Below are 26479 nucleotides of genomic sequence, written 5' to 3'. Positions count from 1 at the left end.
AACGCCGCCTCGAGTCGCCCTATGCCCGTCCGTCAGCTTCCAGAGCAAGTCGTCAACCGCATCGCCGCCGGCGAGGTGGTCGAGCGTCCGGCGAGCGTGGTCAAGGAACTCGTCGAGAACGCCATCGATGCCGGCGCAAGCCGGATCGACGTGTTCACCGATGGCGGCGGCCGGCGGCGGATCGGCATCACCGACGACGGCAGCGGTATGACGGCGAAGGATCTCGCGCTCGCGGTCGAACGCCACGCGACGTCCAAGCTCGACGACGAGGATCTGCTGCAGATCCGCACCCTCGGATTCCGCGGCGAGGCGCTGCCGTCGATCGGATCGGTGGCGCGTCTGTCGATCACCACGCGTCACGCCAGCGAGCCTCATGCCTGGGCTCTGTCCGTCGAGGGCGGCCAGAAATCCGAGATCATGCCGGCTGCGCTCGCGCATGGCACGCGCGTCGAGGTCAACGATCTCTTCTACGCGACGCCGGCACGGCTGAAGTTTCTGAAAACCGACCGCACCGAGGCGGAAGCGATCCGCGAAGTCGTCAGGCGGCTCGCGATGGCGCGGCCCGATATTGCCTTCACGCTCGCAGGCGAAGAGCGCGCGCCGGTAACATGGGCGGCGGCGCTGCCCGGCGCGGCCGGGCGCCTGACGCGGCTCGGCGATATCCTGGGCGCGGAGTTCCGTAGCCACGCCTTCGAGGTCCATGCCGAGCGCGACGGCGTCGTCGTCGCCGGCTATGCGGCAGCGCCGGCGCTGACCAAGGCCAATGCGCTCGGACAATATCTGTTCGTCAACGGCCGCCCGGTGCGCGACAAGCTGATCCTGGGCGCCGTGCGCGGGGCCTATGCCGATTATCTGCCGCGCGACCGGCACCCGGTGCTGGCGCTGTTCGTGACGCTCGATCCGCGCGAGGTCGATGCCAATGTGCATCCGGCCAAAACCGAGGTGCGCTTCCGCAATGCCGGCCTCGTCCGCGCGCTGATCGTGCATGGGCTGAAGGAAGGTCTCGCGCGCGAGGGCCGCCGCACCGCCGCCAACAGCGGCGAGAGCGCGCTGTCATCGTTCCGCCCCGCCTTCACGCCGCCGCGCCCGGCAAGCTGGGACTGGCGAGCTTCACCGTCCGCACCGGTCGCGCCGATGCCGTCGTTCGAAGGGTCGGCAGCACCCGCTTTCGCCGAGCGCGCACAGGCTGCGTTCGATGTTGGCGCGCCGAGCGCTGACATCAGGTTCGAGACACAGCCGGTGGCTGATCTCGTCGATCGTCCGCTGGGTGCCGCACGCACGCAGCTGCATGAGACCTATATCGTGTCGCAAACCCGCGACGGTCTCATCATCGTCGATCAGCATGCCGCGCATGAGCGCATCGTCTATGAGCGGCTGAAGGCCTCGCTCGCCGAAAACGGCGTGCAGCGGCAGATCCTCTTGATCCCCGAGATCGTCGAGATGGACGAGGCAACGGTCGAGCGGCTGCTCGAGCGCAGTGACGAACTCGCTTCATTCGGACTTGCGATCGAATCCTTTGGGCCCGGCGCGGTCGCGGTGCGCGAGACACCGTCGCTGCTCGGCAAGACCAATGCGGGCGGACTGCTGCGCGATCTCTCCGAGCACATGGCCGAATGGGACGAGGCGCTGCCGCTGGAGCGCCGCCTGATGCACGTCGCCGCCACCATGGCCTGCCACGGCTCGGTGCGCGCCGGGCGCCGCTTACGGCCGGAGGAGATGAACGCCCTGCTCCGCGAGATGGAGGAGACGCCGAACTCCGGCCAGTGCAATCACGGCCGGCCGACCTATGTCGAGCTGAAGCTCGCGGATGTCGAGAAGCTGTTCGGGCGACGTTGAATTAAGCGTTGCGTTTCAGAAACACGAACTCTGTATCGTCATACGCCCGCCGCTCCAGCTCCTCGTATCCTTCCGGCGTCGCGAACTGCGCGGCCTTTGCCTCTTCCACCACCAGCAGGGCACCTGAAGTCAACCAGCCGCCGTCGCGCAAGGACGCGAGCGCCTTTTCTGCAAAGCCCTTGCCGTAGGGCGGATCGAGAAACACCAGCGAGAACGGCTCGACGGGATGGGCGGGGCCGAGATCGGTCGCATCGCGACGATAGACTTTTGTGACGCCGCCGAGCCCGAGCGACTCGACGTTGTTGCGCAGCAGCGCCCGCGCCTCGGCGCCGTTGTCGACGAACAGCACGAACTTCGCGCCGCGTGAGGACGCCTCGATGCCGAGCGCGCCGGTACCTGCGAAGAGATCGAGCACGCGTGCGTCCGGAATCGGATTGTCATAGGCATGCACGAGGATATTGAACACGGACTCGCGCAGCCGATCCGCCGTGGGACGGATGTCACGCGAAGACGGTGAGGCGAGATTGCGCCCCTTCAAGCGACCGCCGACGACGCGCATGCTATTCGTCCCGCGGCGTCAGATCGCGCTTGCCGTGATAGCCCCGCTTGGGGCGACGCGGCGGGCCGTAGCCGTTGGCCTCTTCCTCGTTGCGCTCGCGCGCCTCGTCGCTGCCGGTACGCTGCACCACCACGCGGCGGCCCTTGCGATCGGCGATGACCTCGCGCTTGGACGTCTTCTTTTCGCCTGATGCATCGCCCTCGGCGGATTTCTTCGGCACGTCGAACTGCGCGCCGGACTTCTCGATCACCTTGTCGCCGAGCTGCTCACGCAGTACACGCGCACGGATCTCCTCGACCTGGCCCTCGGGGACTTCGCCGAGCTGGAACGGACCATAGGACACGCGGATCAGCCGGTTCACCTCGAGCCCGAGATGAGCGCAGACGTTGCGCACCTCGCGGTTCTTGCCTTCGCGGATCGCGAACACCAGCCAGACATTGGCGCCCTGGTCGCGCTCCAGCGTGGCGTCGATCGGACCGTATTTGACGCCCTCGACCTCGATGCCTTCCTTGAGCTGGTCGAGCTGAGCCTGGGTGACGTCGCCATGGGCGCGAACGCGATAGCGCCGCAGCCAGCCGGTGTCCGGCAGCTCGAGCGTACGCGCGAGGCCACCATCATTGGTGAGCAGCAGCAGGCCCTCGGTGTTGAAGTCGAGCCGGCCGACGCTGATCAGCCGCGGCAGGCCTTCGGGCAGATTGTCGAACACGGTCGGACGCCCCTCGGGGTCGTCATGCGTCGTCATCAGCCCGCGGGGCTTGTGATAGAGGAACAGCCGCGTGCGCTCGCGCTCCGGCAACGGCTTGCCGTCGACCAGAACGACGTCGTTCTTGGTGATGTCGAGCGCCGGCGAGTTGATGACGCGGCCGTTCACCGTGACGCGGCCCTGCGTGACCATCTCCTCGGCGTCGCGGCGCGAGGCGAGACCCGCACGCGCCAGCGCCTTGGCGATGCGCTCGCCTTCCTTCTTCGGCTTCGGCGCTTCCTCGCGGCGCGGACGTCCCTCGAAATCGCGCTCGCGCGCGCGATAGGCGCCGCGGCCGCCGAAGGCGGGACGCTTTTCGAAGATCCTGCCCTCATCCTCATTGTCGCGGCGTGGACGATCTCGGAAGCCGCCTTCGTTGCGCGGATGCTCCTGCCAGTCCATGCGGCCTTCGGGCCGCTCGCGCGGACGATCGAATTTGGGCCGCTCGCGGAACGGACGATCGCCGGACGGACGATCATCGCGCGAACGCGAGAAGCGCGGACGGTCTTCACCGCGGCCGCCTTCGCGACGGTCATCGCGCTTTTGCCAGGGCTTGTCCTGGCCGCGATCCTGGCCGCGATCGCGGCTGCCAAAATCCTTGCGCGGCCCACGATCCCCACGGTCGCGTTCGCGATCCGGTGCGCCACGCGAAAACTTTCGCTCGCCGTCGAACTTGCGTTCGGGACGCTCGCCGCGCGGCGCGCGATCACCACGATCGAAATTCGGGCGGTCGCCACGCGGCTTGAAGCTGCGCTCGCCACGATCCTCGCGCGGCCCGCGATCCCCACGGTCGCGTTCGCGATCCGGTCCGCCGCGCGAAAACTTGCGCTCGCCGTCGAACTTCCGCTCCGGTCGATCGCCGCGCGGCGCGTAGGGCTTCTTGTCGCCGAACTTCTTGTCGCTGAAGCGACCGGCGGGACGCGCATCATCGCGGTCCCGGCTGCGCGGCGGTCGATCGTCGCGGCCATAGGACGGACGCTCACCACGCGGCTTGAAGGAGCGCTTCTCGCCATCGCGCGACGGACGATCGGAAAACGGACGGTCGCCGCGCGGCTTGAAGCTGCGCTCGCCGCGTCCCTCACTGCCGCGATCGTCGCGCTTGAAGCGGGGACGGTCGGAAAAATCACGGCGCGGCGCATCGCCCTCTTCCCGGCGGCGGAAGGGTTTGCCCTCACGGGGCGGACGGCTGTCGCGGTCGCCACGAGGCGGACGGCTGTCGCCTCGCCCCTCGCTCTTGCCCTCAAAACCGCGCTTGGCGAATTTCTTCTCGGGGCCGCGCGGCTTGCCGCTGCGGCCCCCTTTGGGGGGGCCTCGCCGGCCGCGGGAATCGTTGTCTTTGTCGCTGTCGCGAGGCATGGATAATCTCACTCAGGGGGTGGCCGTTAAGCATTGTGCGCGCTCGTTCCGAGCCGCATGCTCAGGCAAAATCAGGTTAAGCACTTCTGCTGAAGGCGCAGCTACTAGCAGGTTTCTTCGGATGATACGAGGCTTGAAAGGCCCCTCTTTCATGGATTTGGCGCTCAAAACGGCCGAAAACGCCGGAAAGGCGGGCGAAGTTCCGATCGGATGCGTCATCGTCAGGGATCACGAGGTCATCGCCACCGCCGGTAACCGGACGCTGACCGATTACGACCCCACGGGCCATGCCGAGATCGTGGCGCTGCGCGAGGCCGCGAAGAAGATCGGCAGCGAGCGCCTGGTCGACTGCGACCTCTACGTGACGCTGGAGCCCTGCACCATGTGTGCGGGCGCGATCTCCTTTGCAAGGGTCCGCCGGCTCTATTACGGCGCCGCCGACCCCAAGGGCGGTGCGGTCGAATCAGGCGTGCGGTTCTTCGCCTCGCCGACCTGCCACCACGCGCCTGAGGTCTATTCCGGCGTCGGCGAGAGCGAGGCGTCGCGGCTGCTCAAGGCGTTCTTTCGCGAGCGGCGTTAGATCGACTTACATCATTTTCGTCAGATCTTGGCCTTCTCGGCCTCCACCGCCTGCCAGCCGATGTCGCGGCGGCAAAAGCCTTCCGGCCATTTGATGCGGTCGACGGCCTGATAGGCGCGCGCCTGCGCCTCGGTCACGGTCGCGCCGAGCGCGCAGACATTGAGCACGCGGCCGCCATTGGCGAGGATGGCGCCGTCCTTCGCGACGGTGCCGGCGTGGAAGATCTCGACGGTGTCGACCTTGGCCGCGTCATCGAGGCCCTCGATGCGGGTGCCCTTCTGGTAGTCGCCGGGATAGCCTTGTGCGGCCATCACTACCGTCAGCGCAGACTCCGGATACCAGCGCAGGTCAAAGTTCTTCAGCTGGCCGTCGCAGGCGGCGAGGAACGCCGGCACGATGTCGCTCATCATGCGCAGCATCAGCACCTGGCATTCAGGATCGCCGAAGCGGACGTTGAACTCGAACAGCTTTGGGCCCTGCGTCGTCAGCATGATCCCGGCATAGAGAATGCCGCGGAACGGCGTGCCGCGGCTCTTCATGCCTGCGACCGTCGGCAAAATGATTTTGGCCATGATCGCGTCGTGGACCTGAGGCGTCACCAGCGGCGTCGGCGAATAGGCGCCCATGCCGCCGGTGTTCGGGCCGAGATCGTGGTCGAACACGCGCTTGTGGTCCTGCGCGGAGGCGAGCGGAATGGCGGTCTCGCCGTCGCACAGCGCGAAGAAGCTGATCTCGCGGCCAGCGAGAAACTCCTCGATCACCACCTCAGCGCCGGCCTCGCCGAACGCGCCCTCGAACATCATGGCGATGGCATCCTCGGCCTCGCGCACGGTTTTCGCCACGACGACACCCTTGCCGGCGGCAAGGCCATCGGCCTTCACCACGATCGGCGCGCCCTGGCTGTGCACGTAAGCGAGCGCATCATTGGCGTTGGTGAAACGCTTGTAGGCGCCGGTGGGAATGCCGAACTCGGTGCACAGCGCCTTGGTAAAGCCCTTGGAGCTTTCGAGCTGCGCCGGGATTTTGTTCGGCCCGAACGCCTTGATGCCTGATGCGGTGAGATCATCGACGATGCCGGCCGCCAGCGGCGTCTCCGGCCCGACCACCACGAGCTCGACCGCATTCTTCTTGCAGAAGTCGATCACGGCCGCATGGTCGGCGACATCGAGCGCCACGCATTCCGCCTCGCGCGCGATGCCGGCATTGCCGGGCGCGCACCAGAGTTTGGTCACCAGGGGACTGCCTGCGATCTTCCACGCCAGAGCATGTTCGCGGCCGCCGGAACCGAGGAGGAGAATGTGCATCGAAGGCTCAGAAAATGAGGGGTTTTGCTGGAGGCGGAGGTCGCACGAATCGGGGTGGGGCTCAAGGGGGGTGGGGCGAAGTCCCAGGCATTCCGGGTACGCGCAGCCGCTGCTCTCCCTTGTCCGCCTTTTGGAGAATGGAGCTTGGCAGAGAAAGGCAGGTTTGTTTGAAAAGTAGCGCTTAGCGTCGGGCCGGAAACGGTTTCTCTGAAGTTTCCCTTATCCCGCTGCCAGCTTCTTCAACACGACATCGCGGGCCATCCGCTCGACCTCACGGTCGTAATAATCGCTGGTATCGCCCGTTGGCCCAGCATGCCAGACGCTATCAGCCCCACCCGGCAAGATCGGCCCGTGACGCGCGATGTCATTGGGGTCGGCCAGCCGAGAGAACGTGTAAACGCTCTTGGTCGGCTTGAAAGTCACGACCACGCCAGAGGTCGAAACTTGAACGTCAAAGTCTGCCTCGCTCGGATGCTTGATCATCTTCCGGTGCCGCCATCGGATTTCTTGCGCGGCCCGATTAATACCATCGATCAGAGCCTGTGGAAATCGGGTAGCCGGGCGTGCTTCGCACAATCTGCGCAAGTATGCTTTCCCTGCCATGAGACCACCGCGCGGACATTCAGAGATACCGATTGGCTTCATGCTGGCCACCCTGTTCTGGGTAGGTGTCCTTTGGTGGCAATCGTCGCATATGACTTCTGAGGATGAGCGACAACACTGTTATGAGCAAGCCAAAGAGATTGGACACAAGACGGAAGAATGCATGAACCTCTGGGAAAGAACGACTTCTGATCCAGTTGCGTTCTTTACGTTTACTCTCACCATTGCCACGCTGGCGCTGGTGGCAGTATCGCTTCGTCAATTCCACTACTTGAAGCGCTCGGACATCACAGCCCGCATAGCTGCGGAAGCTGCTCGCAAGTCTGCCAACGCCCTCGTAAGCGCGGAACGCGCTCATCTGTTCGTGGCCACCAATGGAAATACAATCAGCAAGATTGTTGGCACATATGGCCGGTGGGACAAATCCGAGAGTATGTTCGAAGATGACGTGGAAAGTCCGACCGTCGCGTACTCCTTCAAGAATTTCGGTAAGACGCATGCCACCATCAAGGAGTTGAGCAATCAGATCATTGCGGCGGACGAGTTTCCTAAGCTTGTTGAGTATACTATTCGCGAACAGATGCCGGACGATCTGGTGATCGCGCCGGGTGGTTCGAGTGCAGTGTTGACATGTGTAATGGAAGAAACGTTCAAAGTCGGAGACGCTGTAAACTTCCAGAAGCGAAAGCTCGCCGTTTGGTTCTATGGATATGTCGTATTTGACGACACATTCGGCGGCGAGCACCGCTTTGAGTATCGATTTCGATATCAGCGAGGAGATAGCGACCTGCGCCTCGAGTATTATCGCGAGTTCACCGCCGGAAGAGAGGCAGCTTTCTGACTGCGTCAATGGGCGATGGACATCATTTAAATGTCGAGGGGGAGCGATGCCAACATTGGATCGATTTAAATCGTTTGAAGCGATAGTGGCGGAGATTTTTCGGGCGGAGGGATTCGAAATCGCCCGGAATGTATCGTATCGAGTGGGGTCGGTGCGATACGAAGCTGATCTAATTTTGACGTCGAAGACCAAGGCTACAACTGCGGTCGAAATCAAGCTATTTCGGACCTTAACTCTTCCATCGGACGCGCTCTTCAAGGCTGCATTGCAGGTAGAACACATACGCCGGAGCCTGCAACTCGATCGAGCTGTCATCGTCACGTCTGTACGCATCCCCATCGAATTCCAGCGCGCATTGGTTTTCGATAATCCTAGACTGACGATCTATGACCATGACTCGCTCAGGGCCTTGGCTGCCAAACATCCCGATCTAGCTCTACGGTTGGAAGAGCTGCTACGTGAGACGTTGATACGTCCAGATATATCGTCTGCTAGTTCTGCCGAGCCGTCGACAGAGATTCTTAACACCCCTGCGCGCGCGGTGTCGGTGGCACCCTTGGCCGAAGAGAATTTGATAGCGCAAGGTGCGTCTCTCTGTCAGGAGATAACCGGCGTCAAAACCGGCAAGCAGCACGCGAGAAAATTTGAACTCGCCGTAGAAGGTGCGCTTAGGTACATCTTCACGACCGATCTAGTTTCTTGGTCCTCGCAAAAAGTTACCGATACAGGCCTATCGAGATACGATCTGATTGCGCGAGTCGCGTCGAAGGACGATGTCTGGAGAATGATTAAGGATCGTTTTCAGTCACAATACGTAATATTCGAATGCAAGAACTACAAAGACCCGATACGACAGGGCGAGATTTATACGACCGAGAAGTATCTCTATCAAAAAGCGCTTCGAAGTGTAGCTTTCGTAATCTCGCGAACAGCCGCACATGAGAGCGCAATGGCGGCTGCTCGCGGTGCACTCAGAGAGCACGGTAAGCTTATCGTCAACTTGAATGTCGATGACATGTGCAAGCTATTGGCGTTGAAAGACGCGACGCAGGATTACAACGGCTTTCTGTTCGACAAGATCGACACGATGCTCATGAAGCTTGAGCGCTAATAGCCCGTAGGATGGGTTGAGCCCTTGGAATTACGGTGACAGTGCACTAAATGCCAAAACCAAAGCGTCCGTTGACACAGTTTAGTGCACTGTCACCGTAATTCCATAAACTCGTGCGGCAGCTTTATCTCGCATCGGCTACTAGTCAGCTTCAACGTAGCGAATGATGCTCTGATTTTGAACGTTTGCAACCAATTCATCCGCGCGGGACAAAAGACGGCGGAGCAGGGGCGACGGATTGGTCCGATTATATCCCAACGCCAGATCGACCGTGGGCGTGCCGCCCTCGAGAGCTCTGGCGACGACGTTCGGTGCAAGCATATTCTGCGCATAGAGCGGGACGAGGCTAATTCCGCCTGTGGAAGCCACGAGCGACATGGCCGATGATATGTTTTCGCCTTCATACTTCGCCTTGAGGGTAATGCCGACCCGAGATGCGTAATTTTGTATGACCTCTTGCAAGACCGGCGATGTTCTTGCCGAGCTGACATAGATCTCGCGGGCGAGATCCTGCGGACGAATCTTCTTTCGTAATGCCAAGCGGTGTTCGGCCGGCAGCACGGCAATCAAGGGCTCCTTCGCCAATATCTTGAAGACGACGCCCTCGTTGTCTTTCTCCGGACGAAGGAAAGCGATGTCCAGCTTTCCCCGCATCAATGCCAGTGCGAGTTCTGGCGAAGATTGCGTGCTGAGCGTCACGTCGACATCGGGGGCTTCCTCGCGGAGGATGCGCAGCAACTGGGGGAGCCACATGACCTCCAGCCCGACGAGAAAGCCCATCGAGAGGACGGGCCTTTGCGGTTGGGCGGTCTGCCGGGCCCCTTCCGTTGCGGCCTCGACCTGCAGCAGCGCCAGCCGCGCATGATCGAGAAACACGCGTCCGGCAGCGGTCAGCGTCACGCCTCGCGCCTGGCGTTCCAATAACTGGACGCCGACTTCGGCTTCCAGATCGCGAATTTGCCGGCTCAAGGACGGCTGGGAGGTGTTCAGTCGCCGTTCGGCGGCGTTCAGCAGGCTGCCTTCTTCAGCGACGGCAATGAAATAGCGCAGGTGCCGGAGCTCCATGATCCCTCGTATATCTTCCAGGCATAGCTTGAAGCCTACAAGGTCTTGGTCAGGAGCCAAAGAGGGATTTACCGTTTCGCAGTCTTCAACAAAAAAGGACAACGAACAATGTCTTCGCCGAAGCATAGTATCGTCTTCAACAAAGTGATCCCGGCACGCCAGGCCGATAGGCACGGCGTGATCGCAATTCGGTACGGCCTCGACAATTAAACGCGCGCGAATGCGCAGGAGCGACGAATAGCGCCGCACCGGATCCGGCGATAACGCGTCGGCGATCGGGTGTTACCACGGCAATGGCTCGCCGGCGAAGCCGCTGAACATCGTGTCTTCTGGAAAGACAGGGGGCGCGATCTGTGGCCTGATCAGCTTGGGCCTGCCTGTTTTTTTGACCCCCGTCCGCAAACTTTCAACAAAGATCTAACAGCGCAGATGGAGCGACTCGATGCCCACGATCACGACTACCGATGGCGTCAGCATCTTCTACAAGGACTGGGGCTCAGGTCAGCCGATCGTTTTCAGCCATGGTTGGCCGCTGACAGCGGACGACTGGGACGCCCAGATGACCTTCTTCCTTCGCCAAGGCTACCGGGTGATCGCCCACGACCGGCGCGGCCACGGCCGGTCCGACCAGCCCAGCACCGGCAACGACATGAACCACTGGGTTGCCGACCTCGCGGCCCTGACTAGACACCTCGACCTGCGCGACGCGATCCACATCGGTCACTCCACAGGCGGCGGTGAGGTGGCTCGCTATGTCGCTCGCCACCAGGAGCGCGTCGCGAAGGCGGCGCTGGTCGCTTCCCTGACGCCGAACATGTACCGGAGCAAGGACAACCCGTCCGGTCAACCGCCGGAGTGGTTCGAAGCGATCCGGGCGGGCGTGCTGGGCAACCGGTCGGAGTTCTACCGTTTCGTCCCTGAGAACCCGTTCTACGGTTACAACCGCGATGGGGCGAAGCCTTCGGAGGCGGTCATTGCGAACTGGTGGCGCCAAGGCATGGCCGGCGGTGCTCTCGCTCACTACGCGACCGTCGACTCCTGGCTCGAAGATTATACCGAAGACCTCAAGAAGATCACCGTGCCGGTACTGGTGATGCATGGCGAGGCTGATCAAGTCGTCCCGTTCGCAAGTTCAGTGCCGCGTGCGGTCAACCTGCTGAAGAACGGGTCGCTGAAGACTTATCCCGGCTATCCCCATGGCATGCTCACCACGCATGCGGATGTCCTCAACCCCGACCTGCTCTCGTTCATCAGGTCTTGACGACATCTCTCATCGTCCATGCTGAACATTGCGGGTTGTGAGCAGTGCTACACCTGCTTCCCCGCAATGATTTCCCGCAGTGTCGCCGCGTGCCGCGCGAAGGCGACGCGGCCCGCCGAATTTATGGCGCCGCCCGAATGGGCGCGGTGTGCAAGTCGGTCTTACCCTCCCCTGGAGGGGGAGGGTCGGCACGTGATCGAGCGAAGCGAGATCGCATGACGGGGTGGGGTGATCTCTCCCCACGGGCACTGTTCGTCGCGGAGGGACCGTCACCCCACCCCGCTCGCGCTGCGCGCGATCGACCCTCCCCCTCCAGGGGAGGGTAAGAGCTTGCGCAAGCTTCAGGCTACACCTGCTTCCCCGCAATGATCTCCTGCAGCGTCGCCACGTGCCGCGCGAAGGCGCCGCGGCCTGTGGCTGTGGCAGTCACCGTCGTCTGCGGCTTCTTGCCCACAAAGGCCTTCTCCACCGCGACGTATCCCGCCTTCGCGAGGGTCTCGATGTGCGCGCCGAGATTGCCGTCGGTGGCGCCGGTGAGTTTTTTCAGGCGAGCGAATTCGAGTCCTGAGGCGACCGGCAGGGCGTTCAGGGCGGCCATGATCTTCAGCCGCAGGGGCTGATGAATGATGTCGTCGAGTTCGGCCATCAGATGCGCCGCATCCACAGGCCGCCGACGATCAGGCCGCCGCCGTTGACGAAGGCCATCCAGAGCGGGAAGGCCTCGCCGATGAAGAAGAAGCCGATCAGGGTCAGCGCGATGATGGCGAGGCCGATGGCGACGAAGGCGGTGCCGAACCAGAGGCCGGCAAGCGTGTAGAACAGCATGAAATAGATCGGCCAGAAGGCGCCGAGCTCGCGCGGGCCGAAATGACCGAGCACGCCGGTGCAGATATTGCCGAAGGCGAAGAACAGCGCGAACACCAGCACCAGCCTGATGTCGAAGCCGCCGCCGTGCCGCCGCGACGGCGTGAACAGGCGGGTCGCGATCAGGCCGCCGACACCGAGGACGTCGACGACGGGCCAGGCGTAGGCCGCATAGAACGGCCAGAGCCAGGTGATGAGGTTGCCGGCGAAAACCAGCACGCCCCACCACAGCGCCGCGATGCTGGCAAGCTCATAGAGCTGCGACTGCTTCACCCGCTGGACGATGTCGTCGATATCGGCCAGCGCTGCGGAGGCCTCCTTGCTGTCGATCATGACTGGCCAATCCCACGCGTCGCCACGTCCTCGGCGATCGCGTTGACGGCCTTTGGGCTCGTGACCATGCCCATGTGGTTGACGCCGTCGATCAGCTTGACGTCGATATCAGGCTTGATGGCCTGAACGGTCTCGGCATATTTGGCTGATATCATCATCTCGTCCTCAGTGCCGCCGAAGACCGTCATCGGATGCGTCACGGCCGGGAGATCGAGGCGATAACCGTGCGTGGCGAAATTGCGCATCAGGCGATCGGAATAGGTCGAAGTCAGAATTCGTTCCGAATTCGGCGGCACCGCGAAAGCGAGCACCGGCAGCTGCGCGCAGCAATCGATGCCGAGCTTGCGCAACGCGGTGAGACCGAGGAGACGCGGGACATCGGCATTGGCCCAGCCGCCGGAATGCGCGACGTTGGTCGGCGCGTCATAACCGAGATAGGGCGCGACCAGAACGGTGCGGACGAACAAATCCTGGATGATCGGCGTCGCGGCAATGCGCAGCGAGAAGCCGGCGCCGGCGGAATGGCCAACGAGAGTGAGCGGCAGGTCAGGCGCGCTCTTCCTGATATGGGCGACGAAGTCGACGAGGTCATCCTCGAGCTGGCCAACGTAACCGATGTCGCCGTGCGTGCCGGAAGCACCATGGCCGCGCGTATCCAGCGCCCAGGTCTCGACGCCATGCGCGGCGAGGGCCGCGGTCAGGGCGTGGTTGACCGTGCCGGAGGAGCCGGACGAGCCGTGGATGAAGAGCGCGCCGCGACCTGTCTCCGCTCCCTTCGCGGCGTAGTGGCGGAAGCCGAGCCAGGTGCCGTCGCGGGCCTGGAAACGCTCGAGCGGCGGCAGGGTGGACCAGTCGATGCCCTTGACGGATTCCGAGACGGAGCGCATCTCCGGCGGCCGCTGCAGCGGCGTCGCGATCAGGGCGGTGAAGATCAGCGCCACGGCGCCGACCGCGCAAAGACCCCATTTGAGCAAGCCCAAAGCACCTTTCAGCAAACGCATCGCCATGGTCGAAACTCCCTGATCTTACAATCAATAGAGAACTCTATATTACAGAGTACTCTTGAGATCAAGAGGCGGATTCGCGCTTACGGGCGAAAATCCTTAACGTCTGAAACGACCCCAACATGCCGAATCGTTTGCCGATGCCGCCTGCGGAACCGCTGCCCAATACGCCCGAATTCACCGTCTCCGAGCTCTCCCAGTCCCTGAAACGGACGGTGGAGGACACCTATGGCCATGTCCGGGTCCGCGGCGAGATCTCCGGCTTCCGCGGCGCCCATTCCTCCGGCCATTGCTATTTCGCGCTCAAGGACGAGAGCGCCAAGATCGAGGCGGTGATCTGGAAGGGCGTGCACGGCCGCATGCGCTTCAAGCCCCAGGAGGGGCTCGAGGTGATCGCCACCGGCAAGCTCACGACCTATCCGGGCTCGTCCAAGTACCAGATCGTGATCGAGGCGCTGGAGCCGGCCGGCATCGGCGCACTGATGGCGCTGATGGAGGAGCGCAAGAAGAAGCTCGCCGCCGAAGGCCTGTTCGACGAGGCGCGCAAGCAGCTGTTGCCGTGGCTGCCCGAGGTGATCGGCGTCGTGACCTCGCCGACCGGCGCCGTGATCCGCGACATCCTGCATCGGCTGGAGGACCGCTTTCCCCGCCACGTGCTGGTGTGGCCGGTGAAGGTGCAGGGCGAAGGCTCGGCCGAGCAGCTCGCGGCCGCGATCCGCGGCTTCAATGCGCTGCCTGAGGGCGGCAGGATTCCGCGGCCGGACGTGCTGATCGTCGCGCGCGGCGGCGGCTCGCTGGAGGATCTCTGGTCGTTCAACGAGGAGATCGTGGTGCGCGCCGCGGCCGAGAGCATGATCCCGCTGATCTCGGCGGTGGGCCATGAGACCGATATCACGCTGATCGATTTCGTCGCCGACAAGCGCGCGCCGACGCCGACGGCCGCCGCCGAGATGGCCGTGCCGGTGCGCAGCGAATTGTTCGTCGAGGTCGCAGATCTCGGACGCCGCACCCACGCCTATTGGATGCGTGCCCAGGAAAGCCGTCGCAACGAGTTGCGGGCGGCCGCACGCGCGCTGCCGTCGGCGGGCGATCTGCTGGCGATCCCGCGGCAGCGGCTGGATTCGGCAGGCGGCGCCCTGCCCCGCGGGCTGAAAGCCAACACGCATGCGCATTTCCGCAGGTTCACCGCGGCAAGCGCGAAGCTGACGCTGCGGGTGCTGCACGGGCAGATCGCGCAGGCCGGGCACCGGCTCACGGTATCAGGCGAACGGCTCGGCCTATCCGCGCGCGCGCTGCTGCGGCAGCGGCGCGACCGTTTTGCGGGGCTTGAAGTTCGTTTGCGTGCCTCAAAGCTTTCCAATGCGCAGGCACAACGCAACGCGATTGCCCGCCAGCGCGAGCGCACGCAGCGGCTTTCCGAGCGCGCGGGTCGCGCGCTTCTCACGCTGCTGCAGCGGCTGGACGCGCGCGTCGAGAACAGCGGCAAGCTGCTCTCGGCGCTGTCCTATCGCGGCGTGCTCGCCCGCGGCTTTGCCTTGGTGCGCGATGAGGCCGGCCACCCGCTGCATTCGGCCGACAGCGTCGGACCGAACGCGCGGATCGCGATCGAGTTCGCGGATGGACGCGTCGGCGCGACCGCTGATGCGGATCGGCCGGCGCCTGTGGCGAAGCGCGCGCAGCCGAAGGCCGCGGCGCAGGAGACGAAGCCCGCACTGAGGCGCGTGGCCAAGCCGGTGGATCAGGGCAGTTTGTTCTGAGGCCCTTTGGAGATGCGGTGTTGCCACACGCACAGCCGCGTTCCCTCCCCCCTTGTGGGGGAGGGCTAGGGAGAGGGGTACCACACGGCGTGCTCTCTCGATCTGAGCAAAGACCCTGTTGCCGCTAGTCAGCACCGTTTGCTGGGCTACCCCTCTCCCCCGCCCTCCCCCACAAGGGGGGAGGGAGCGCAATGTGCCATACGGCACGACCGCGCGCCGTTGCAACGAACGCAACAACGACTTGTCACGACTTCAGCGCCGAGTGTTGGCTCGCAGCCCCTACCGACAGGACAATCCCGCGTCGATGGTGGTCCAGAAGCCGCAATGGTCAGGCGCGCGCGGGGGCGCGCCGGCCTTGGCTTCGAACAGGAAGATCGCGACGGTGAAGATCACCAATGCGGATGAGAAGATGACGAAGCGGTTGCGCATGAGAGATGCGTTTAGCGGACATCGTGGTCGAACTAAGGCGCCCGCCTTCGCTTCTCACGAGCTACGGCGCGGCAAGCCCGCGGCGCTATCGCGCCAGCCACTCCGCGACTTCCTTCTGCGACTCCGCGCGCGCTTCGGAATCGGTTCCGAGATGGCCGCGCTCGGGAACTGAAGCATCGGTGCTCGCGGCTGCCGCATGCAGCGGCGTGTTGGGGCGGTCGAAATCATGATAGGCGCCGGGATAGACCACGATGCGCGCGAGCGCGCTGCGGCCGTGAGCGCCATCCACCATCTGGCGGCAGGCCGGCGGCGAGGAGACATCATCATTGGCGCCGATCAGCACCAGCGTCGGCACCCGCGCGCTCCAGCCGAGGCCGGCGGAGATCCGGCAATCCGGATAGAAGGCGACGGCGGCACGGAAATCCGGTCCCGCATCGCGCGCCGCGCTTTGCGGACGCACCGCCCAGAGCAGCGCGCTGGCGCCATTGGCCCAGCCGATCAGGCTGACGCGGTCGCGCGCCACCCAGGCCTGCTTCATCAGCCAGGCGCGCGAGGCCGCGATGTCGGTGACGCGTTCGCGCCGCGCCTTGACGTGGACCTCCTTGACGCGGCATTGCGGGCCGAGCTCGCGCGAGCCGTAACTGTCCGGCAGCAGCACGGCATTGCCTGATTTGAGCAGGCGCTCGGCCCAGTCGCGATAGCGCGGCTGGACGGACTCGGAATGGCTGCCGAGACCGCCGCAACCGTGCAGCGCGATCACGGTCGGAAACGGGCCCTCACCGTCGGGCTTGAACAGCTGCGCATGCAGCATGCCTGACGACAGCGGGATCTCGACGGCTTGCGGCGCCGGCGCGGCCTGCGCGGCCGACATCAGCAGTGTCAGGAACAGGGCGGTCAGTTTGGGGCGCATCGGATTCTGTCGCAGGAGGTGGCCTCAAGCACTATCACGCTGATACGGCGGCAAAACATCACAAACCGGTGGGTTTAACGGGCGGACAAGCCACCCTATCTATGCTACTTGAGGACCAACACATCGTGCCCTCCAGGGTTTCCATGGAGAGGCCTCTCCCGGAGACTTTCGACCGTGCTGAACAAGTTCGGCCCCTCGGGCCATGGCGAAGCCCAGGTGCAATATCTCGACGGCGATTTCCGCGTGATCTCGCCGGGGACCTTCGTGCGCTGCGCCATATCGGACACGCGGATCCCGCTCGACGAATTGAAGTACTGGAGCGTGGATTTGCAGGAAGCCTACGCCACGCCCGCCGCCGTGCTGCAGCGGCATTTCCCGAACGCGCCGAAGCCGCAGGCGTAAGGCCGCCGGCCGGTGCCGTAGGGTGGGTTAGCCTTGCGATTGCGCGAAGCGCAATTCGCTGGGCGTAACCCACCACTTCTGCTTCCGCGGAGACCAAAGAGGTGGGTTACGCCCCGCAACTGCGCTTTGCGCAGTCGCGGGTCTAACCCACCCTACGGGATCATGTCCCTGCTACGTCATCCAGCGCGGAACGGGCAAATTCTTCGTCCGCAGAAATTCCGGGTTGAAAAGTTTTGACTGATAGCGCTGGCCGCCGTCGGCGAGGATGGTCACGATGGTTTTGCCGGGACCGAGGTCGCGCGCGAGCCGCATGGCGCCGACGATGTTGATGGCGCTCGAGCCGCCCAGCACCAGTCCTTCGTGTTCGATCAGGTCAAACAGAACGGGCAAGGCTTCCTCGTCGGTGACCTGATAGGCGGCATCGATCGGCGCGCCCTCCAGATTCGCGGTGACGCGGATCTGGCCGATGCCCTCCATGATGGAATTGCCTTCGCTCGTCAGCTGCCCCTTGGTGAACCAATCATAGAGCGCTGCGCCCATGGGATCGGTGAGCGCGATCTTGATGGCGGGATTTCGTTCCTTGAGCGCCCGCGCAACTCCGCCCAGCGTGCCGCCGCTGCCGACGGCGCAGGTAAAGCCGTCGATCTTGCCATCCGTCTGCGCCCAGATCTCCGGACCGGTCGTGCGAAAATGGCCGTCGCGATTGGCAACGTTGTCGAACTGATTGGCCCAGAAGGCGCCGAGCTCCTCGGCGAGCTGACCGGAATAGCGCGCGTAGTGACCGGGATTGGAATAGGGCACGGCGGGCACCAGGCGAAGGTCGGCACCGCACAGCCGCAGCATGTCCTTCTTCTCCTGGCTCTGCGTGTCGGGCATCACGATGATGCTGCGATAGCCGCGCGCATTCGCGACCAGCGCGATACCGATGCCGACATTGCCGGCGGTGCCTTCGACGATGACACCGCCCGGCTTCAGCTTGCCGCGCCGCTCCGCATCATCGATCATCGCGAGCGCCGCGCGATCCTTGATCGAGCCGCCGGGATTGAGAAACTCGGCCTTGCCGTAGATCTCGCAGCTAGTTGCCTCCGACGCCGCGCGCAGCCTGATCAACGGCGTATTGCCGATGGAGTCGAGGAAACCTGTACGGACGCCGTTCATTGCCTGCCCCTGGTGTTTCCACAAGCTTAGGCGGGCGAGAGGGCAATTCGGTTCTCTAGTTCGAACGATGCGTGGAATGTTTTTGGCGTCTGGCGCGCGCGATCCGAAATTCTGTTCTTGAGCCAAACTAAAGTGCCGTGGGTGGGTTACGCCCCGCAACTGCGCTTTGCGCAGTCGCGGGTCTAACCCACCCTACGGGATCACCGCCTGGAGAAAAGACGTTCGCGGGCCTTGTAGAGATGATCGCTGATCAGCTGCTTGAGCTTGGCCGGATCATCGAATTCGAGCTGGACCGCGAACGGCACGATGCCATCGGGCACGCCGTCGGTGCCGCGCAGGCGTGCGAGGTCTTTCTCTGTCGTCACCAGCGTGAGCTGCTCGGCTTTCGCGTCGGCGGCAAGTGCGGCGAGCTCATCGCGCGAAAACATGTGGTGATCGGCAAAGGGGCGCGTGCGCGCGATCTCGATGCTGCTGGCGCGCAAGCTGCGGAAGAAACGCTCGGGGTCGCCGATGCCGGCAAATGCAAGCACGGGCTTGCCCAGCAGCCTTGCAACCGACGCGGCCTCCGGCTTCAGCCGCGCGTGCAGCACCGGCTTGTTGCGCGATGATATCTCCGCCGCGACATCGTCCGCGGCGTGGCCGTCGCCGATCAGCACCAGCGCATCGGTGCGCACGAGCTGCGGCTTCAGCGGCGCGCGGAGCGGACCTGCCGGAAACACCTTGCCGTTGCCGAGACCGCGCTCGCTGTCGATCACGATCAGCGAGGCATCCTTGAGCAGTTTTGGATTCTGGAAACCGTCGTCCATCAGGATGACGGTGGCGCCTTGCGACTTCGCCAGCGCCACGCCGTCGAGGCGGTCGCGTGCGACAGCGACGGGCACGTCGCGCACCATCATCAATGGCTCGTCGCCGACCTCAGTGGCGGTGTGACGCTTGCGATCGACCATGACCGGGCCGTGCAAGCGTCCGCCATAGCCGCGGCTGAGCACGACCGGCGTCTCGCCGAGCTCGCGCAGCAGCTTGGTCAGCGCCAGCACGGTCGGCGTCTTGCCGGCGCCGCCAACATGATAATTGCCGACGCAGAGCACGGGAATGCCGGCGTCAAAGCCCTGGCGCGCCATGCGGCGTGCGGTGATGGCGCCATAGAGCGCGCCCAACGGGCTGAGCAGATGCGACTTCGGGGAACGCGGCCGGTACCAGAAGGCCGGCTCACGCATTGGCAGCTCCCATCTCGATCCGCAGCTGCATCAGATACGGCTCGAGCGCCGTCATGGTGCGATCGAGCGCGCCGCCGAGGTCCTCGACCACGGCCGCGCCCGCGCGCTGCATCTTGTCACGCACGCTGGGCTCGGCCAGCAGCAGGCCGAGCTGCCTGACCAGCGTCTCCTGCGTGTCGGCCTGGCGCGCGCCACCGCTCTGGTCGAGCGCCGCGTAGACGTCGGTGAAGTTGAAGACATGCGGCCCATGGACGATGGCGGCACCGAGCTTGATCGCCTCGATCGGATTCTGCCCCCCATGGCGGATCAGCGATCCCCCCATGAACACGATCGGCGAGAGACGGTAGAACAGGCCGAGCTCGCCCATGGTGTCGGCGACGTAGACGTCAGTCATCGCCGCCAGCGGCTCGTCGCGCGAGCGCAGTGCGGGCTTCAGGCCCGATGCCGTGATCAGTCCCGCAATCGACGAGCCTCGATCCGGATGCCGCGGCACGATCACGGAGAGAAGATGCGGGAAGACGCCGACCAGGCTCCGATGCGCCGAAACCAGCATCTCGTCCTCGCCCGGATGGGTCGAGGCCGCGACGATGATCGGCCGGCCGCGCGTCACCGCCATCAGCCGTTCGAGCCTGGCGGGATCGGCCGGAGGGGCAGGAACGTCGAGCTTGAGATTGCCGGTGGTGACGACGTCGCGGCTGCCGAGTGCGGAGAAGCGCTCGGCATCGGTCCTGGATTGCGCGAGGCAGATGTCGAAGCGCGACAGCAGCGCCGAGATGGTGCCGTGCATGCGCCGCCAGCGCGGGAACGAGCGCGGCGACATCCGCCCGTTGATCAGCACCATCGGCAGGCGGCGCGCCGCACCCGCCAGGATCAAATTCGGCCACAGATCGGATTCGATGAACAGCGCCAGCGACGGCTTCCAGTGATCGAGGAAGCGCGCGACATAGCGCGGGGAATCATATGGCACGTATTGATGAATGACGTCGGGCGGAAATCGCTTGGCCACGACGGCGGCCGAGGTGACCGTGCCCGAGGTGAGCAGGATGCGCAGATTGAGATCGCGCAGCCGCTCGATCAGCGCCGCCGCGGCCAGCACCTCGCCGACGCTGGCGCCGTGGATCCAGACCAGCGGGCCGTGCGGCCGCACATCCTGGCTGAGCCCGCGCCGCTCGCCGACGCGCGCGGGATCTTCCTTGCCCTGCTTCAGCCGCCGCTTGATCAGCGCAGGCGCGAGCGGCACGAGGCCGGTGGCCAAGCGCCGATACATCCGCAGCGTCATCGGCAGGGACTTCGGGACCGAATGGGGCAGCGAGCTAGCCATCGACCGGCCCATCTTGAGGCCCTTGGCGGCCGAGTTGCGCATAGGCGCGGCGGGTCGCTTCGTTCAGCGTGTCTTCAAGATCCTGCCGCAGCGCTTCCATGGCGGCGGCATCCGCATCCGGCGGCACGCGGATTTCCTTGATGCCGACCAGAACGCCGCGCCCGAACGGCAGGTTGACGGTGGTGCGGTCCCAGTTCTTGAGCCGGATGAAGCGGCTGGTCGCTATTGCGAAAGGCATGATCGGCCGCCCCGATTCCCGTGCCAGCATGATGATGCCGAGGCCGGCCACGCGCGAACGCTTGGGGACATCGGCGGTCAGCGCGACATTACAACCGTCTTGAAGCGTGTACACCATTTCCCTGAAGGCGCCGACCCCGCCCTTGCGATGGAAGGCGCCGCCATGGTCGCCCGAGCCCCGGATCGTGCCGATGCCGAGCCGCTCCACCGCGATGGCGTTGAACTCGCCGTCGCGGTGGCGCGAGATCAGGACCTTGGCCTGGTGCCAGTCCTTGGTCTTGATGAAGGGGGTGAGGAAATGCTGGCCGTGCCAGAACGCGAAGATCGCCGGCATCTCCACCTCGACGCGCTCATAGACGTCCGGCGGATCGAAGGAGAACTTGTTGGTCCGCCAGACCAGACGCAGCCATTCGGCCGCCAGGACCCCGACGGCACGCTGAAACCAGCTGCTTCGCAGCGTATTGCGAAGCAGTTTCTTCAACGCGCCTTCGTTTCTTCATTCGGGTCGAGCAACCGATGGAGATGGACGATGAAATAGCGCATCTGCGCATTGTCGACCGTGCTCTGCGCCTTGGCGCGCCAGGCGACGTGCGCGGCGGCGTAATTCGGGTAAAGGCCGACGATCTCGACGTCGTCGAGGTTCTTGAAGGTGTTGTGCTCGAGATCGAGCAGCTCACCGCCGATCACGAGATGCAGCAATTGTTGCGGGGCACTATCTGGCATGGGTTCGGTTCCTAAGAGGCTGCCCGGCAAAGCAGTGGTCGACAAGCACGACGACGAGCGCTTCAGGCCAGGGGACGGTTTCGAAAATGCGCGACAATGCTCGCATGACGATCGCGTCCCGCTGCCACCAGCACCCCGTGCGTCACTTCCCGGCGATTATAGAGGATGGGGTCTCCAGAGAGGTCACTCATCCTACCATCCGCTTCCTGCACGATCAAATCGGCCGCCGCAAGGTCCCAATCATGACTATTGCCACCCGCAAAAGCCGCATCCAGGGACCCATTGGCAACCCTGCACAGCCGGAGCGCCAGCGAGCCGATTCGCGGATGCAGCTTGATGTCGCCGGGTCTTGTATTGAGTCGCTCGACCATCGGCTTGGGGCCGGCCAGGCGGGCGAAGTCGAGCGCGGTGCCGGCGCTGGCCTGGACCTGCTTGCCGTTGAGCGTGGTGCCCTGGCCGCGAACGGCGAAAAAGAACTCATTGCTCACCGGCGCGAACACGGCGGCGAGCACGGGCGAAGCATCCTCGACCAGCGCGACGCTGACGCACCATTCGTCATGGCCGCCCAGATAATTGCGGGTGCCGTCGATCGGATCGACCACCCAGGTCAGCCGCCGCGACAGCCGCGAGGCGTCGTCGGCGCTCTCCTCCGACAGCCAGCCATAATCGGGCGTGGCGCCGCGCAGGCGGGCTTCGAGCAGATCGTTCACGGCAATGTCGGCTTCCGAGACCGGCGAGGATGCGCCCTTGATCCATTTCTTCAGCTCGGTGCGGAACATCGACTGCGCGAGCGCCCCCGCCTCCCGCACCGTGTCCTGCAGCAGCGCCGCGTCGCGCGTCTGTATCGTCGTGTCGGAAAAGTCAGCGTCCGCCAAGCGTCAAACCCTCGATGCGCACCGTCGGCGCATTGATGCCGTAGCGGAACTCGAGATTGTTGGCCGGCTGCATCGATTTGAAGATCTCGAACAGATGGCCGGCGATCGTCACCTCGCTGACGGGATAGGTGAGCTCGCCATTTTCGATCCAGAAGCCGGAGGCGCCGCGACTGTAATCGCCGGTGACGCCGTTGACGCCCGATCCGATCAGGTCGGTGACGTAAAAACCTTGGCTGATGTCCGAGATCAATTCGGTCGGCGTTGGCGTGCCGGCCTCGAGATGCAGATTGTACGGCCCCGGCGACGGCGAAGACGACACACCGCGATGGGCGTGGCCTGTCGTGGTGAGGCCAAGCTCGCGCGCGGTGGCGCAGTCGAGCAGCCAGGTGGTCAGCACGCCTTCGTCGACCAGCGCGATCCGCTTCACCGCGACGCCTTCGGCATCGAAGGTCTGCGAGCGCAGGCCGCGCTTGCGCAAGGGGTCGTCGATGATGCGGATGTTCTTCGAGAACAGCTGCTGGCCGAGCTTGTCCTTGAGGAAGCTGGTCTTGCGCGCGATCGAGGCGCCGTTGATGGCGCCGACGACATGGCCGACCAGGGAGCCCGCGACGCGCGGGTCGAACACCACGGGCACCTTGCAGGTCTCGACCTTGCGCGGATTGTAGCGCGCCACGGTCCGCTCGCCGGCGGAACGCCCGACGACTTCAGGCGACAACAGATCGGCACCGTGCGGCGCCGAGGTGAAGTCGTAGTCGCGCTCCATGCTGGTGCCTTCGCCGACGATTGCAGTCGCCGAGATGCCCTGGCTGGAGCGCAGATATGAACCGTGGAAACCGGTCGAGGTGACGAGCACCATGCCGCCCATGCCGGCAGAAGCTGACGCGCCGCCGGATTTCGACACACCCTTCACGGCAAGCGCGGCGGCCTCGGCCTCGAGCGCGCGGCGCTCGAGCTCTGATGTCGCAGGCACGTTCGGATCGAGCAGATCGAGATCGGGGAAGTCGCGCGCCAGCAGCGCAGGATCGGCGAGGCCGACATATTTGTCGTCGGGCGCCACGCGCGCCATCGCCACCGCGCGCTCGGCGAGCTTGGTGACCGCATCGCCGCTCGCGTCGTTGGTCGAGACCACGGCCTGGCGTTGGCCGACCAGCACGCGCAGGCCGACATCGTCGCCCTCGGACCGCTCGGATTCCTCGACACGGCCGTCGCGCACCTCGACGCCTTGCGAGATGCCGCGCACCGCGACCGCGTCGGCCGCATCGGCGCCGGCGCGCTTCGCCGCCTCGACCAGACGCTGCGCGAGATCCGAGAGCGCGGACTGATCGAACAGGTCGCTGGTGGCTTTGGGCGAAAGCGTCGAGCTTGCGGATGGTGAAGAGTTCACGAACGAAATCCTGTTGGGGGCGCGGGAGGTTTCGGGGCGCGACCTTAGATCCTGAATACCAGATGTGCCCAAATGGTGCGGACTTCAAGCATTTTCAGCCTGCAGAAGGCTCAGATTCGCAGCATTCGCGCAACGTCTCGTCAATCATCTGCGCCAAGGTCTTGTCAATCATGGTGGGCGGTGAGGTTGGATTAACCAGCCTTTTTAAGCGGTTTCGGAAAGCGGCACGCTAAGGTCCCCGCATCGACCGGGAACATAATCCTGGCGGGGAGAACGAAAGCCGTGAGGCGTCAAACAGCAACATGCGGGGCCAACCCCGCCGGGTCGAGCCGCAATCTGCGGCTCGACCCTCTTTCCCTTCCGGTCCGCTTCGATGCGCATGACCCGCGCGCCGACGGCTACACCAGGCAGATCGAGCTTCATCGCGAGCGTGTCGTGCTGCGCCGTGCCGTCCGCGGCATGCAGATGGCGATCAACGTCCGCGTCAGCGACTTCACCGGCGTCGCGCTGCGCGGCAATGACGAGGCGCAGACCCTCGTCCTCGTGCACCGCGATCCCTCATTGTCCGTGCCGCTGCTGGTCAGCGCCGATGGCGAGGATCTCGCGGAAGCCTGGGCCATCTGGAGCGAGATCTTCGCGCTGCCGCAGCTCGACGAAGGCGCCCGCAAGCCGGCACCGCGCCGCCGCCGCGCCAATGCGATCCGCGCCCGCCGCCCGAAATTCCTGATGCGCCGCCGCACCGCCATGGCGCGCGAGCTGCCGATTCATCGCCAAGAGCGCGAGATCATCGCGCGGAATTAAGCTGCGCGCATCACCGCGTCGGTCAGCAATCCCGCGAACAGCAGCGCCCCTGCATGCTTGTTCGAATAGAACAGCCGCTTGCACAGCTCGGGATCGTCGATCCTCAGCCGCTTGATCTGCCAGCCCAGATGCACGGCAAACGCGCCAAGCCCGAGCCACGCCGGCCAGCGCGCATCGGCTGACGCCAGCGCGACGCCGATCAGCATCACCGATAGCCCGTAGAACAGGATCAGCGCCTGGTGCGTGTGTGCACCGAACAGGCGCGCCGTGGACTTGATGCCGATCAGCGCGTCGTCGTCGGCATCCTGATGCGCATAGATGGTGTCGTAGCCGATCACCCAGGAAATCGCGCCGGCATAGAGCACGAGCGCGGTGACATCGATGCGTCCGAAGGTGACGGCAAATCCCATCAGCGCGCCCCAGGAGAAGGCGAGCCCAAGCACGATCTGAGGCCACCAGGTGATGCGCTTCATGAAGGGATAGATCGCGACGATCAGCAGCGAGGCGATGCCGGTGGCGACGGCGAAGCGGTTGAACTGCAACAGCACCACGAGACCGATCAGCGCCTGCGCCACCATGAAGGCCAGCGCCTGATTCGTGGTGACCTGGCCCGACGGCAGCGGCCGCGATCGGGTGCGCTCGACCTTGTCGTCGAGGTCGCGATCGGTGATGTCGTTCCAGGTGCAACCGGCGCCGCGCATCACGAAGGCGCCGATGAAGAACAAGACGATGATCAGTGGCAGACGGTGAACGTCATGCGCCATGCCGCTCGCAAGGGCCGCCGACCACCAGCACGGCATCAGCAGAAGCCAGGAGCCGATCGGACGATCGAAGCGGGACAGGCGCAAATACGGCCGCGCCCATTGCGGTGCGAGCGTATCGACCCAGTTGCCGGTGGAATCGGCAACGCGGGCGGATGTGTCGCTCATCGTGTGATGACGTCGCGGCTGAGGACGTTTCCGTTGAGAGTGTCGAAGGTGCTGCCGCCCTTCTTGCCAGTATTGGCCTCCGGCACCGAGCCCGAGCCCACCACCTCGCTCAGCGACGGACCGGCCGGACCGCGCGGCCCATTCGCCATCTGCTGCGCGACATTGCAGACCTTCGTCTGCATCGCCTCGGTTGCCTTGTGACCGTCCTTCATCTGCGCGCCGACGTTCGGCGGGATTCCGCATTTGGCGGCGTTGGTCTCGATGTATTTGATCATCTTGAGCTCGGCCTGGCCGAAGTTCTTGATCAACTTGCAGGCTTCGTCAGGCGGAGCGTGGCGGTCGCTCGCGGCCTTGATGAGCTTGCCGCGCTTCTCGGCTTCCTCGCGGAGCGGCGTGAACGCCTTCATGCAATCCGGGCCGGGACCTGCTTGCGTCGGCGGAGCCGCGCTGAACGCGCCGGCACCACCGATGGGGGCCGCGCCGCTGGTCGGGAACGAGGCCTGTGGCGTGGCGCCGACGGAGGCAACCGGCGCTCGGCCGTTCACGGGCGGAAAAGCGGAATCGGTTGCGGCCTGGCCGGGCAGCGGCGCCGGGAATCCCTGGGCGTGAGCCCCCGCGGCGCCCATGACGACCATGGCGGCAGTGATCGGAACCATCAAACGACGGATCATCAAGACAGTCTCTCCGGCAGGAGCTTACGGGTTCGGCGTCTTCCCAATTGAAGCGCAACCGGCATGCTGGCGATTTTACGAGGCCCGCCAGCGCTTAACAACCCGTCGAATGGGGCAAGAGCGCGGCGTGCCGACGCACCGATTCGGCAATATTTACCCCCGGAACAATGGCTTTCGGTTAAGAACGGCGCCAGATTGGACTTTTG

Annotated in this window: 27 protein-coding genes; 8 read left to right on the top strand and 19 right to left on the bottom strand. The window is 64.4% G+C overall.

Annotation, left to right across the window (positions count from 1 at the left end; translation table 11 throughout):
- Window positions 1–21: 21 nt before the first annotated feature.
- On the top strand, window positions 22–1836 hold the full coding sequence (mutL, locus tag M2427_RS25420; RefSeq protein WP_280709521.1) for a DNA mismatch repair endonuclease MutL: 1815 nt from the start codon (window positions 22–24) through the stop codon (window positions 1834–1836).
- A gap of 1 nt (window position 1837) precedes the next feature.
- Here mutL and rsmD read toward each other — a convergent pair whose 3' ends face one another.
- Window positions 1838–2395, bottom strand: coding sequence for a 16S rRNA (guanine(966)-N(2))-methyltransferase RsmD (gene rsmD, locus M2427_RS25415; RefSeq protein WP_280709519.1), 558 nt, complete (start codon window positions 2393–2395; stop codon window positions 1838–1840).
- Window position 2396: 1 nt separating this feature from the next.
- Entirely contained in the window at window positions 2397–4493 is a 2097-nt protein-coding gene (locus M2427_RS25410; protein WP_280709517.1) for a pseudouridine synthase, read from the bottom strand.
- A gap of 121 nt (window positions 4494–4614) precedes the next feature.
- On the opposite strand from M2427_RS25410, the gene M2427_RS25405 reads away from it, so the two are divergent.
- On the top strand, window positions 4615–5073 hold the full coding sequence (locus M2427_RS25405; RefSeq protein WP_280709516.1) for a nucleoside deaminase: 459 nt from the start codon (window positions 4615–4617) through the stop codon (window positions 5071–5073).
- Between the two features lie 20 nt (window positions 5074–5093).
- Here the strand turns inward: M2427_RS25405 and purD are convergent, their stop codons facing one another.
- A complete protein-coding gene (purD, locus tag M2427_RS25400; RefSeq protein WP_280709515.1) occupies window positions 5094–6377 on the bottom strand; it encodes a phosphoribosylamine--glycine ligase in 1284 nt (427 codons plus the stop codon).
- Window positions 6378–6596: 219 nt separating this feature from the next.
- On the bottom strand, window positions 6597–6860 hold the full coding sequence (locus M2427_RS25395) for a hypothetical protein (protein WP_280709514.1): 264 nt from the start codon (window positions 6858–6860) through the stop codon (window positions 6597–6599).
- A 160-nt stretch (window positions 6861–7020) separates the two neighbouring features.
- Between M2427_RS25395 and M2427_RS25390 the strand changes: the two genes are divergently transcribed.
- Window positions 7021–7821 carry a hypothetical protein gene (locus tag M2427_RS25390; protein WP_280709513.1) on the top strand — a complete coding sequence of 267 codons (801 nt, stop codon included), beginning with the start codon at window positions 7021–7023 and terminating at the stop codon, window positions 7819–7821.
- Between the two features lie 46 nt (window positions 7822–7867).
- Window positions 7868–8932 carry a hypothetical protein gene (locus tag M2427_RS25385; RefSeq protein ID WP_280709512.1) on the top strand — a complete coding sequence of 355 codons (1065 nt, stop codon included), beginning with the start codon at window positions 7868–7870 and terminating at the stop codon, window positions 8930–8932.
- A 141-nt stretch (window positions 8933–9073) separates the two neighbouring features.
- Here M2427_RS25385 and M2427_RS25380 read toward each other — a convergent pair whose 3' ends face one another.
- Window positions 9074–9997, bottom strand: coding sequence for a LysR substrate-binding domain-containing protein (locus M2427_RS25380; protein ID WP_280709511.1), 924 nt, complete (start codon window positions 9995–9997; stop codon window positions 9074–9076).
- Between the two features lie 442 nt (window positions 9998–10439).
- Here M2427_RS25380 and M2427_RS25375 point away from each other — a divergent pair, with 442 nt between their 5' ends.
- A complete protein-coding gene (locus M2427_RS25375) occupies window positions 10440–11258 on the top strand; it encodes an alpha/beta hydrolase (protein WP_280709510.1) in 819 nt (272 codons plus the stop codon).
- Between the two features lie 346 nt (window positions 11259–11604).
- Here M2427_RS25375 and M2427_RS25370 read toward each other — a convergent pair whose 3' ends face one another.
- From M2427_RS25370 to M2427_RS25360, 3 genes are read right to left on the bottom strand one after another with little or no spacing between them, the layout of a single operon-like run.
- On the bottom strand, window positions 11605–11904 hold the full coding sequence (locus tag M2427_RS25370) for a transcriptional regulator (protein WP_280709508.1): 300 nt from the start codon (window positions 11902–11904) through the stop codon (window positions 11605–11607).
- Complete coding sequence (locus M2427_RS25365) at window positions 11904–12455, bottom strand: hypothetical protein (RefSeq protein WP_280709507.1); 552 nt, start codon at window positions 12453–12455, stop codon at window positions 11904–11906. The genes M2427_RS25370 and M2427_RS25365 overlap by 1 nt, the downstream gene beginning before the upstream one ends.
- Entirely contained in the window at window positions 12452–13462 is a 1011-nt protein-coding gene (locus M2427_RS25360) for an alpha/beta hydrolase (protein ID WP_280709506.1), read from the bottom strand. Before M2427_RS25360 ends, M2427_RS25365 begins: the two co-directional genes overlap by 4 nt.
- A 119-nt stretch (window positions 13463–13581) precedes the next feature.
- Between M2427_RS25360 and xseA the strand changes: the two genes are divergently transcribed.
- On the top strand, window positions 13582–15216 hold the full coding sequence (xseA, locus tag M2427_RS25355; protein ID WP_280709505.1) for an exodeoxyribonuclease VII large subunit: 1635 nt from the start codon (window positions 13582–13584) through the stop codon (window positions 15214–15216).
- Between the two features lie 279 nt (window positions 15217–15495).
- On the opposite strand, the gene M2427_RS25350 is transcribed toward xseA, so the two are convergent.
- On the bottom strand, window positions 15496–15645 hold the full coding sequence (locus M2427_RS25350; RefSeq protein ID WP_280709504.1) for a hypothetical protein: 150 nt from the start codon (window positions 15643–15645) through the stop codon (window positions 15496–15498).
- A gap of 85 nt (window positions 15646–15730) precedes the next feature.
- Complete coding sequence (locus tag M2427_RS25345) at window positions 15731–16555, bottom strand: dienelactone hydrolase family protein (protein ID WP_280709503.1); 825 nt, start codon at window positions 16553–16555, stop codon at window positions 15731–15733.
- 174 nt (window positions 16556–16729) lie between these two features.
- On the opposite strand from M2427_RS25345, the gene M2427_RS25340 reads away from it, so the two are divergent.
- Window positions 16730–16957, top strand: a complete 228-nt coding sequence (locus M2427_RS25340) for a DUF2093 domain-containing protein (RefSeq protein WP_280709502.1) — start codon at window positions 16730–16732, stop codon at window positions 16955–16957.
- 171 nt (window positions 16958–17128) lie between these two features.
- Here the strand turns inward: M2427_RS25340 and M2427_RS25335 are convergent, their stop codons facing one another.
- The 7 genes from M2427_RS25335 to M2427_RS25305 all read right to left on the bottom strand — a co-directional run bounded on the left by M2427_RS25335 (window position 17129) and on the right by M2427_RS25305 (window position 23872).
- Entirely contained in the window at window positions 17129–18115 is a 987-nt protein-coding gene (locus M2427_RS25335; RefSeq protein ID WP_280709500.1) for a cysteine synthase A, read from the bottom strand.
- Between the two features lie 200 nt (window positions 18116–18315).
- Window positions 18316–19332, bottom strand: a complete 1017-nt coding sequence (gene lpxK / locus M2427_RS25330) for a tetraacyldisaccharide 4'-kinase (RefSeq protein WP_280709499.1) — start codon at window positions 19330–19332, stop codon at window positions 18316–18318.
- Window positions 19325–20695: a 3-deoxy-D-manno-octulosonic acid transferase gene (locus M2427_RS25325; RefSeq protein ID WP_280709498.1), complete on the bottom strand. Its 1371-nt coding sequence runs from the start codon at window positions 20693–20695 to the stop codon at window positions 19325–19327. Before M2427_RS25325 ends, lpxK begins: the two co-directional genes overlap by 8 nt.
- Window positions 20646–21371 carry a lysophospholipid acyltransferase family protein gene (locus M2427_RS25320; RefSeq protein ID WP_280709497.1) on the bottom strand — a complete coding sequence of 242 codons (726 nt, stop codon included), beginning with the start codon at window positions 21369–21371 and terminating at the stop codon, window positions 20646–20648. The genes M2427_RS25325 and M2427_RS25320 overlap by 50 nt, the downstream gene beginning before the upstream one ends.
- The gene (locus tag M2427_RS25315; RefSeq protein ID WP_109182616.1) at window positions 21368–21613 is read right to left on the bottom strand and encodes a DUF4170 domain-containing protein; all 246 of its coding nucleotides are present in this window, start codon (window positions 21611–21613) and stop codon (window positions 21368–21370) included. The genes M2427_RS25320 and M2427_RS25315 overlap by 4 nt, the downstream gene beginning before the upstream one ends.
- A gap of 62 nt (window positions 21614–21675) precedes the next feature.
- Window positions 21676–22488 (bottom strand): 3'(2'),5'-bisphosphate nucleotidase CysQ, encoded by an 813-nt coding sequence (locus tag M2427_RS25310; protein ID WP_280709495.1) that lies wholly within the window; start codon window positions 22486–22488, stop codon window positions 21676–21678.
- Entirely contained in the window at window positions 22475–23872 is a 1398-nt protein-coding gene (locus M2427_RS25305) for a TldD/PmbA family protein (protein WP_280709493.1), read from the bottom strand. Before M2427_RS25305 ends, M2427_RS25310 begins: the two co-directional genes overlap by 14 nt.
- 282 nt (window positions 23873–24154) lie before the next feature.
- On the opposite strand from M2427_RS25305, the gene M2427_RS25300 reads away from it, so the two are divergent.
- Complete coding sequence (locus M2427_RS25300; protein ID WP_280709491.1) at window positions 24155–24673, top strand: DUF6101 family protein; 519 nt, start codon at window positions 24155–24157, stop codon at window positions 24671–24673.
- Here M2427_RS25300 and ubiA read toward each other — a convergent pair.
- Both ubiA and M2427_RS25290 read right to left on the bottom strand, forming a co-directional pair.
- Window positions 24670–25602, bottom strand: a complete 933-nt coding sequence (ubiA, locus tag M2427_RS25295; protein WP_280709490.1) for a 4-hydroxybenzoate octaprenyltransferase — start codon at window positions 25600–25602, stop codon at window positions 24670–24672. The genes M2427_RS25300 and ubiA overlap by 4 nt on opposite strands.
- Window positions 25599–26273: a hypothetical protein gene (locus tag M2427_RS25290; protein ID WP_280709489.1), complete on the bottom strand. Its 675-nt coding sequence runs from the start codon at window positions 26271–26273 to the stop codon at window positions 25599–25601. Before M2427_RS25290 ends, ubiA begins: the two co-directional genes overlap by 4 nt.
- Window positions 26274–26479: the final 206 nt, after the last annotated feature.

Source organism: Bradyrhizobium sp. BR13661, from assembly GCF_029892425.1.
Classification (GTDB): Bacteria; Pseudomonadota; Alphaproteobacteria; order Rhizobiales; family Xanthobacteraceae; genus Bradyrhizobium.
Note: the sequence above shows the minus strand (reverse complement) of the source record. Positions and strands in the feature narration are given on the sequence as shown.

What these genes read in the sequence shown, in the direction of transcription:
- M2427_RS25350 (WP_280709504.1), bottom strand. Translation starts at nt 15,645, where the DNA reads ATGCGCAACCGCTTCGTCATCTTCTCATCCGCATTGGTGATCTTCACC.
- M2427_RS25345 (WP_280709503.1), bottom strand. Translation starts at nt 16,555, where the DNA reads ATGCGCCCCAAACTGACCGCCCTGTTCCTGACACTGCTGATGTCGGCC.
- rsmD (WP_280709519.1), bottom strand. Translation starts at nt 2,395, where the DNA reads ATGCGCGTCGTCGGCGGTCGCTTGAAGGGGCGCAATCTCGCCTCACCG.
- purD (WP_280709515.1), bottom strand. Translation starts at nt 6,377, where the DNA reads ATGCACATTCTCCTCCTCGGTTCCGGCGGCCGCGAACATGCTCTGGCG.
- M2427_RS25315 (WP_109182616.1), bottom strand. Translation starts at nt 21,613, where the DNA reads ATGCCAGATAGTGCCCCGCAACAATTGCTGCATCTCGTGATCGGCGGT.
- M2427_RS25375 (WP_280709510.1), top strand. Translation starts at nt 10,440, where the DNA reads ATGCCCACGATCACGACTACCGATGGCGTCAGCATCTTCTACAAGGAC.
- M2427_RS25390 (WP_280709513.1), top strand. Translation starts at nt 7,021, where the DNA reads ATGCTGGCCACCCTGTTCTGGGTAGGTGTCCTTTGGTGGCAATCGTCG.
- M2427_RS25380 (WP_280709511.1), bottom strand. Translation starts at nt 9,997, where the DNA reads ATGGAGCTCCGGCACCTGCGCTATTTCATTGCCGTCGCTGAAGAAGGC.
- M2427_RS25325 (WP_280709498.1), bottom strand. Translation starts at nt 20,695, where the DNA reads ATGCGCAACTCGGCCGCCAAGGGCCTCAAGATGGGCCGGTCGATGGCT.
- M2427_RS25290 (WP_280709489.1), bottom strand. Translation starts at nt 26,273, where the DNA reads ATGATCCGTCGTTTGATGGTTCCGATCACTGCCGCCATGGTCGTCATG.
- M2427_RS25410 (WP_280709517.1), bottom strand. Translation starts at nt 4,493, where the DNA reads ATGCCTCGCGACAGCGACAAAGACAACGATTCCCGCGGCCGGCGAGGC.
- M2427_RS25365 (WP_280709507.1), bottom strand. Translation starts at nt 12,455, where the DNA reads ATGATCGACAGCAAGGAGGCCTCCGCAGCGCTGGCCGATATCGACGAC.
- M2427_RS25385 (WP_280709512.1), top strand. Translation starts at nt 7,868, where the DNA reads ATGCCAACATTGGATCGATTTAAATCGTTTGAAGCGATAGTGGCGGAG.
- xseA (WP_280709505.1), top strand. Translation starts at nt 13,582, where the DNA reads ATGCCGAATCGTTTGCCGATGCCGCCTGCGGAACCGCTGCCCAATACG.
- lpxK (WP_280709499.1), bottom strand. Translation starts at nt 19,332, where the DNA reads ATGCGTGAGCCGGCCTTCTGGTACCGGCCGCGTTCCCCGAAGTCGCAT.
- M2427_RS25370 (WP_280709508.1), bottom strand. Translation starts at nt 11,904, where the DNA reads ATGGCCGAACTCGACGACATCATTCATCAGCCCCTGCGGCTGAAGATC.
- mutL (WP_280709521.1), top strand. Translation starts at nt 22, where the DNA reads ATGCCCGTCCGTCAGCTTCCAGAGCAAGTCGTCAACCGCATCGCCGCC.
- M2427_RS25360 (WP_280709506.1), bottom strand. Translation starts at nt 13,462, where the DNA reads ATGGCGATGCGTTTGCTGAAAGGTGCTTTGGGCTTGCTCAAATGGGGT.
- ubiA (WP_280709490.1), bottom strand. Translation starts at nt 25,602, where the DNA reads ATGAGCGACACATCCGCCCGCGTTGCCGATTCCACCGGCAACTGGGTC.
- M2427_RS25395 (WP_280709514.1), bottom strand. Translation starts at nt 6,860, where the DNA reads ATGATCAAGCATCCGAGCGAGGCAGACTTTGACGTTCAAGTTTCGACC.
- M2427_RS25335 (WP_280709500.1), bottom strand. Translation starts at nt 18,115, where the DNA reads ATGAACGGCGTCCGTACAGGTTTCCTCGACTCCATCGGCAATACGCCG.
- M2427_RS25405 (WP_280709516.1), top strand. Translation starts at nt 4,615, where the DNA reads ATGATACGAGGCTTGAAAGGCCCCTCTTTCATGGATTTGGCGCTCAAA.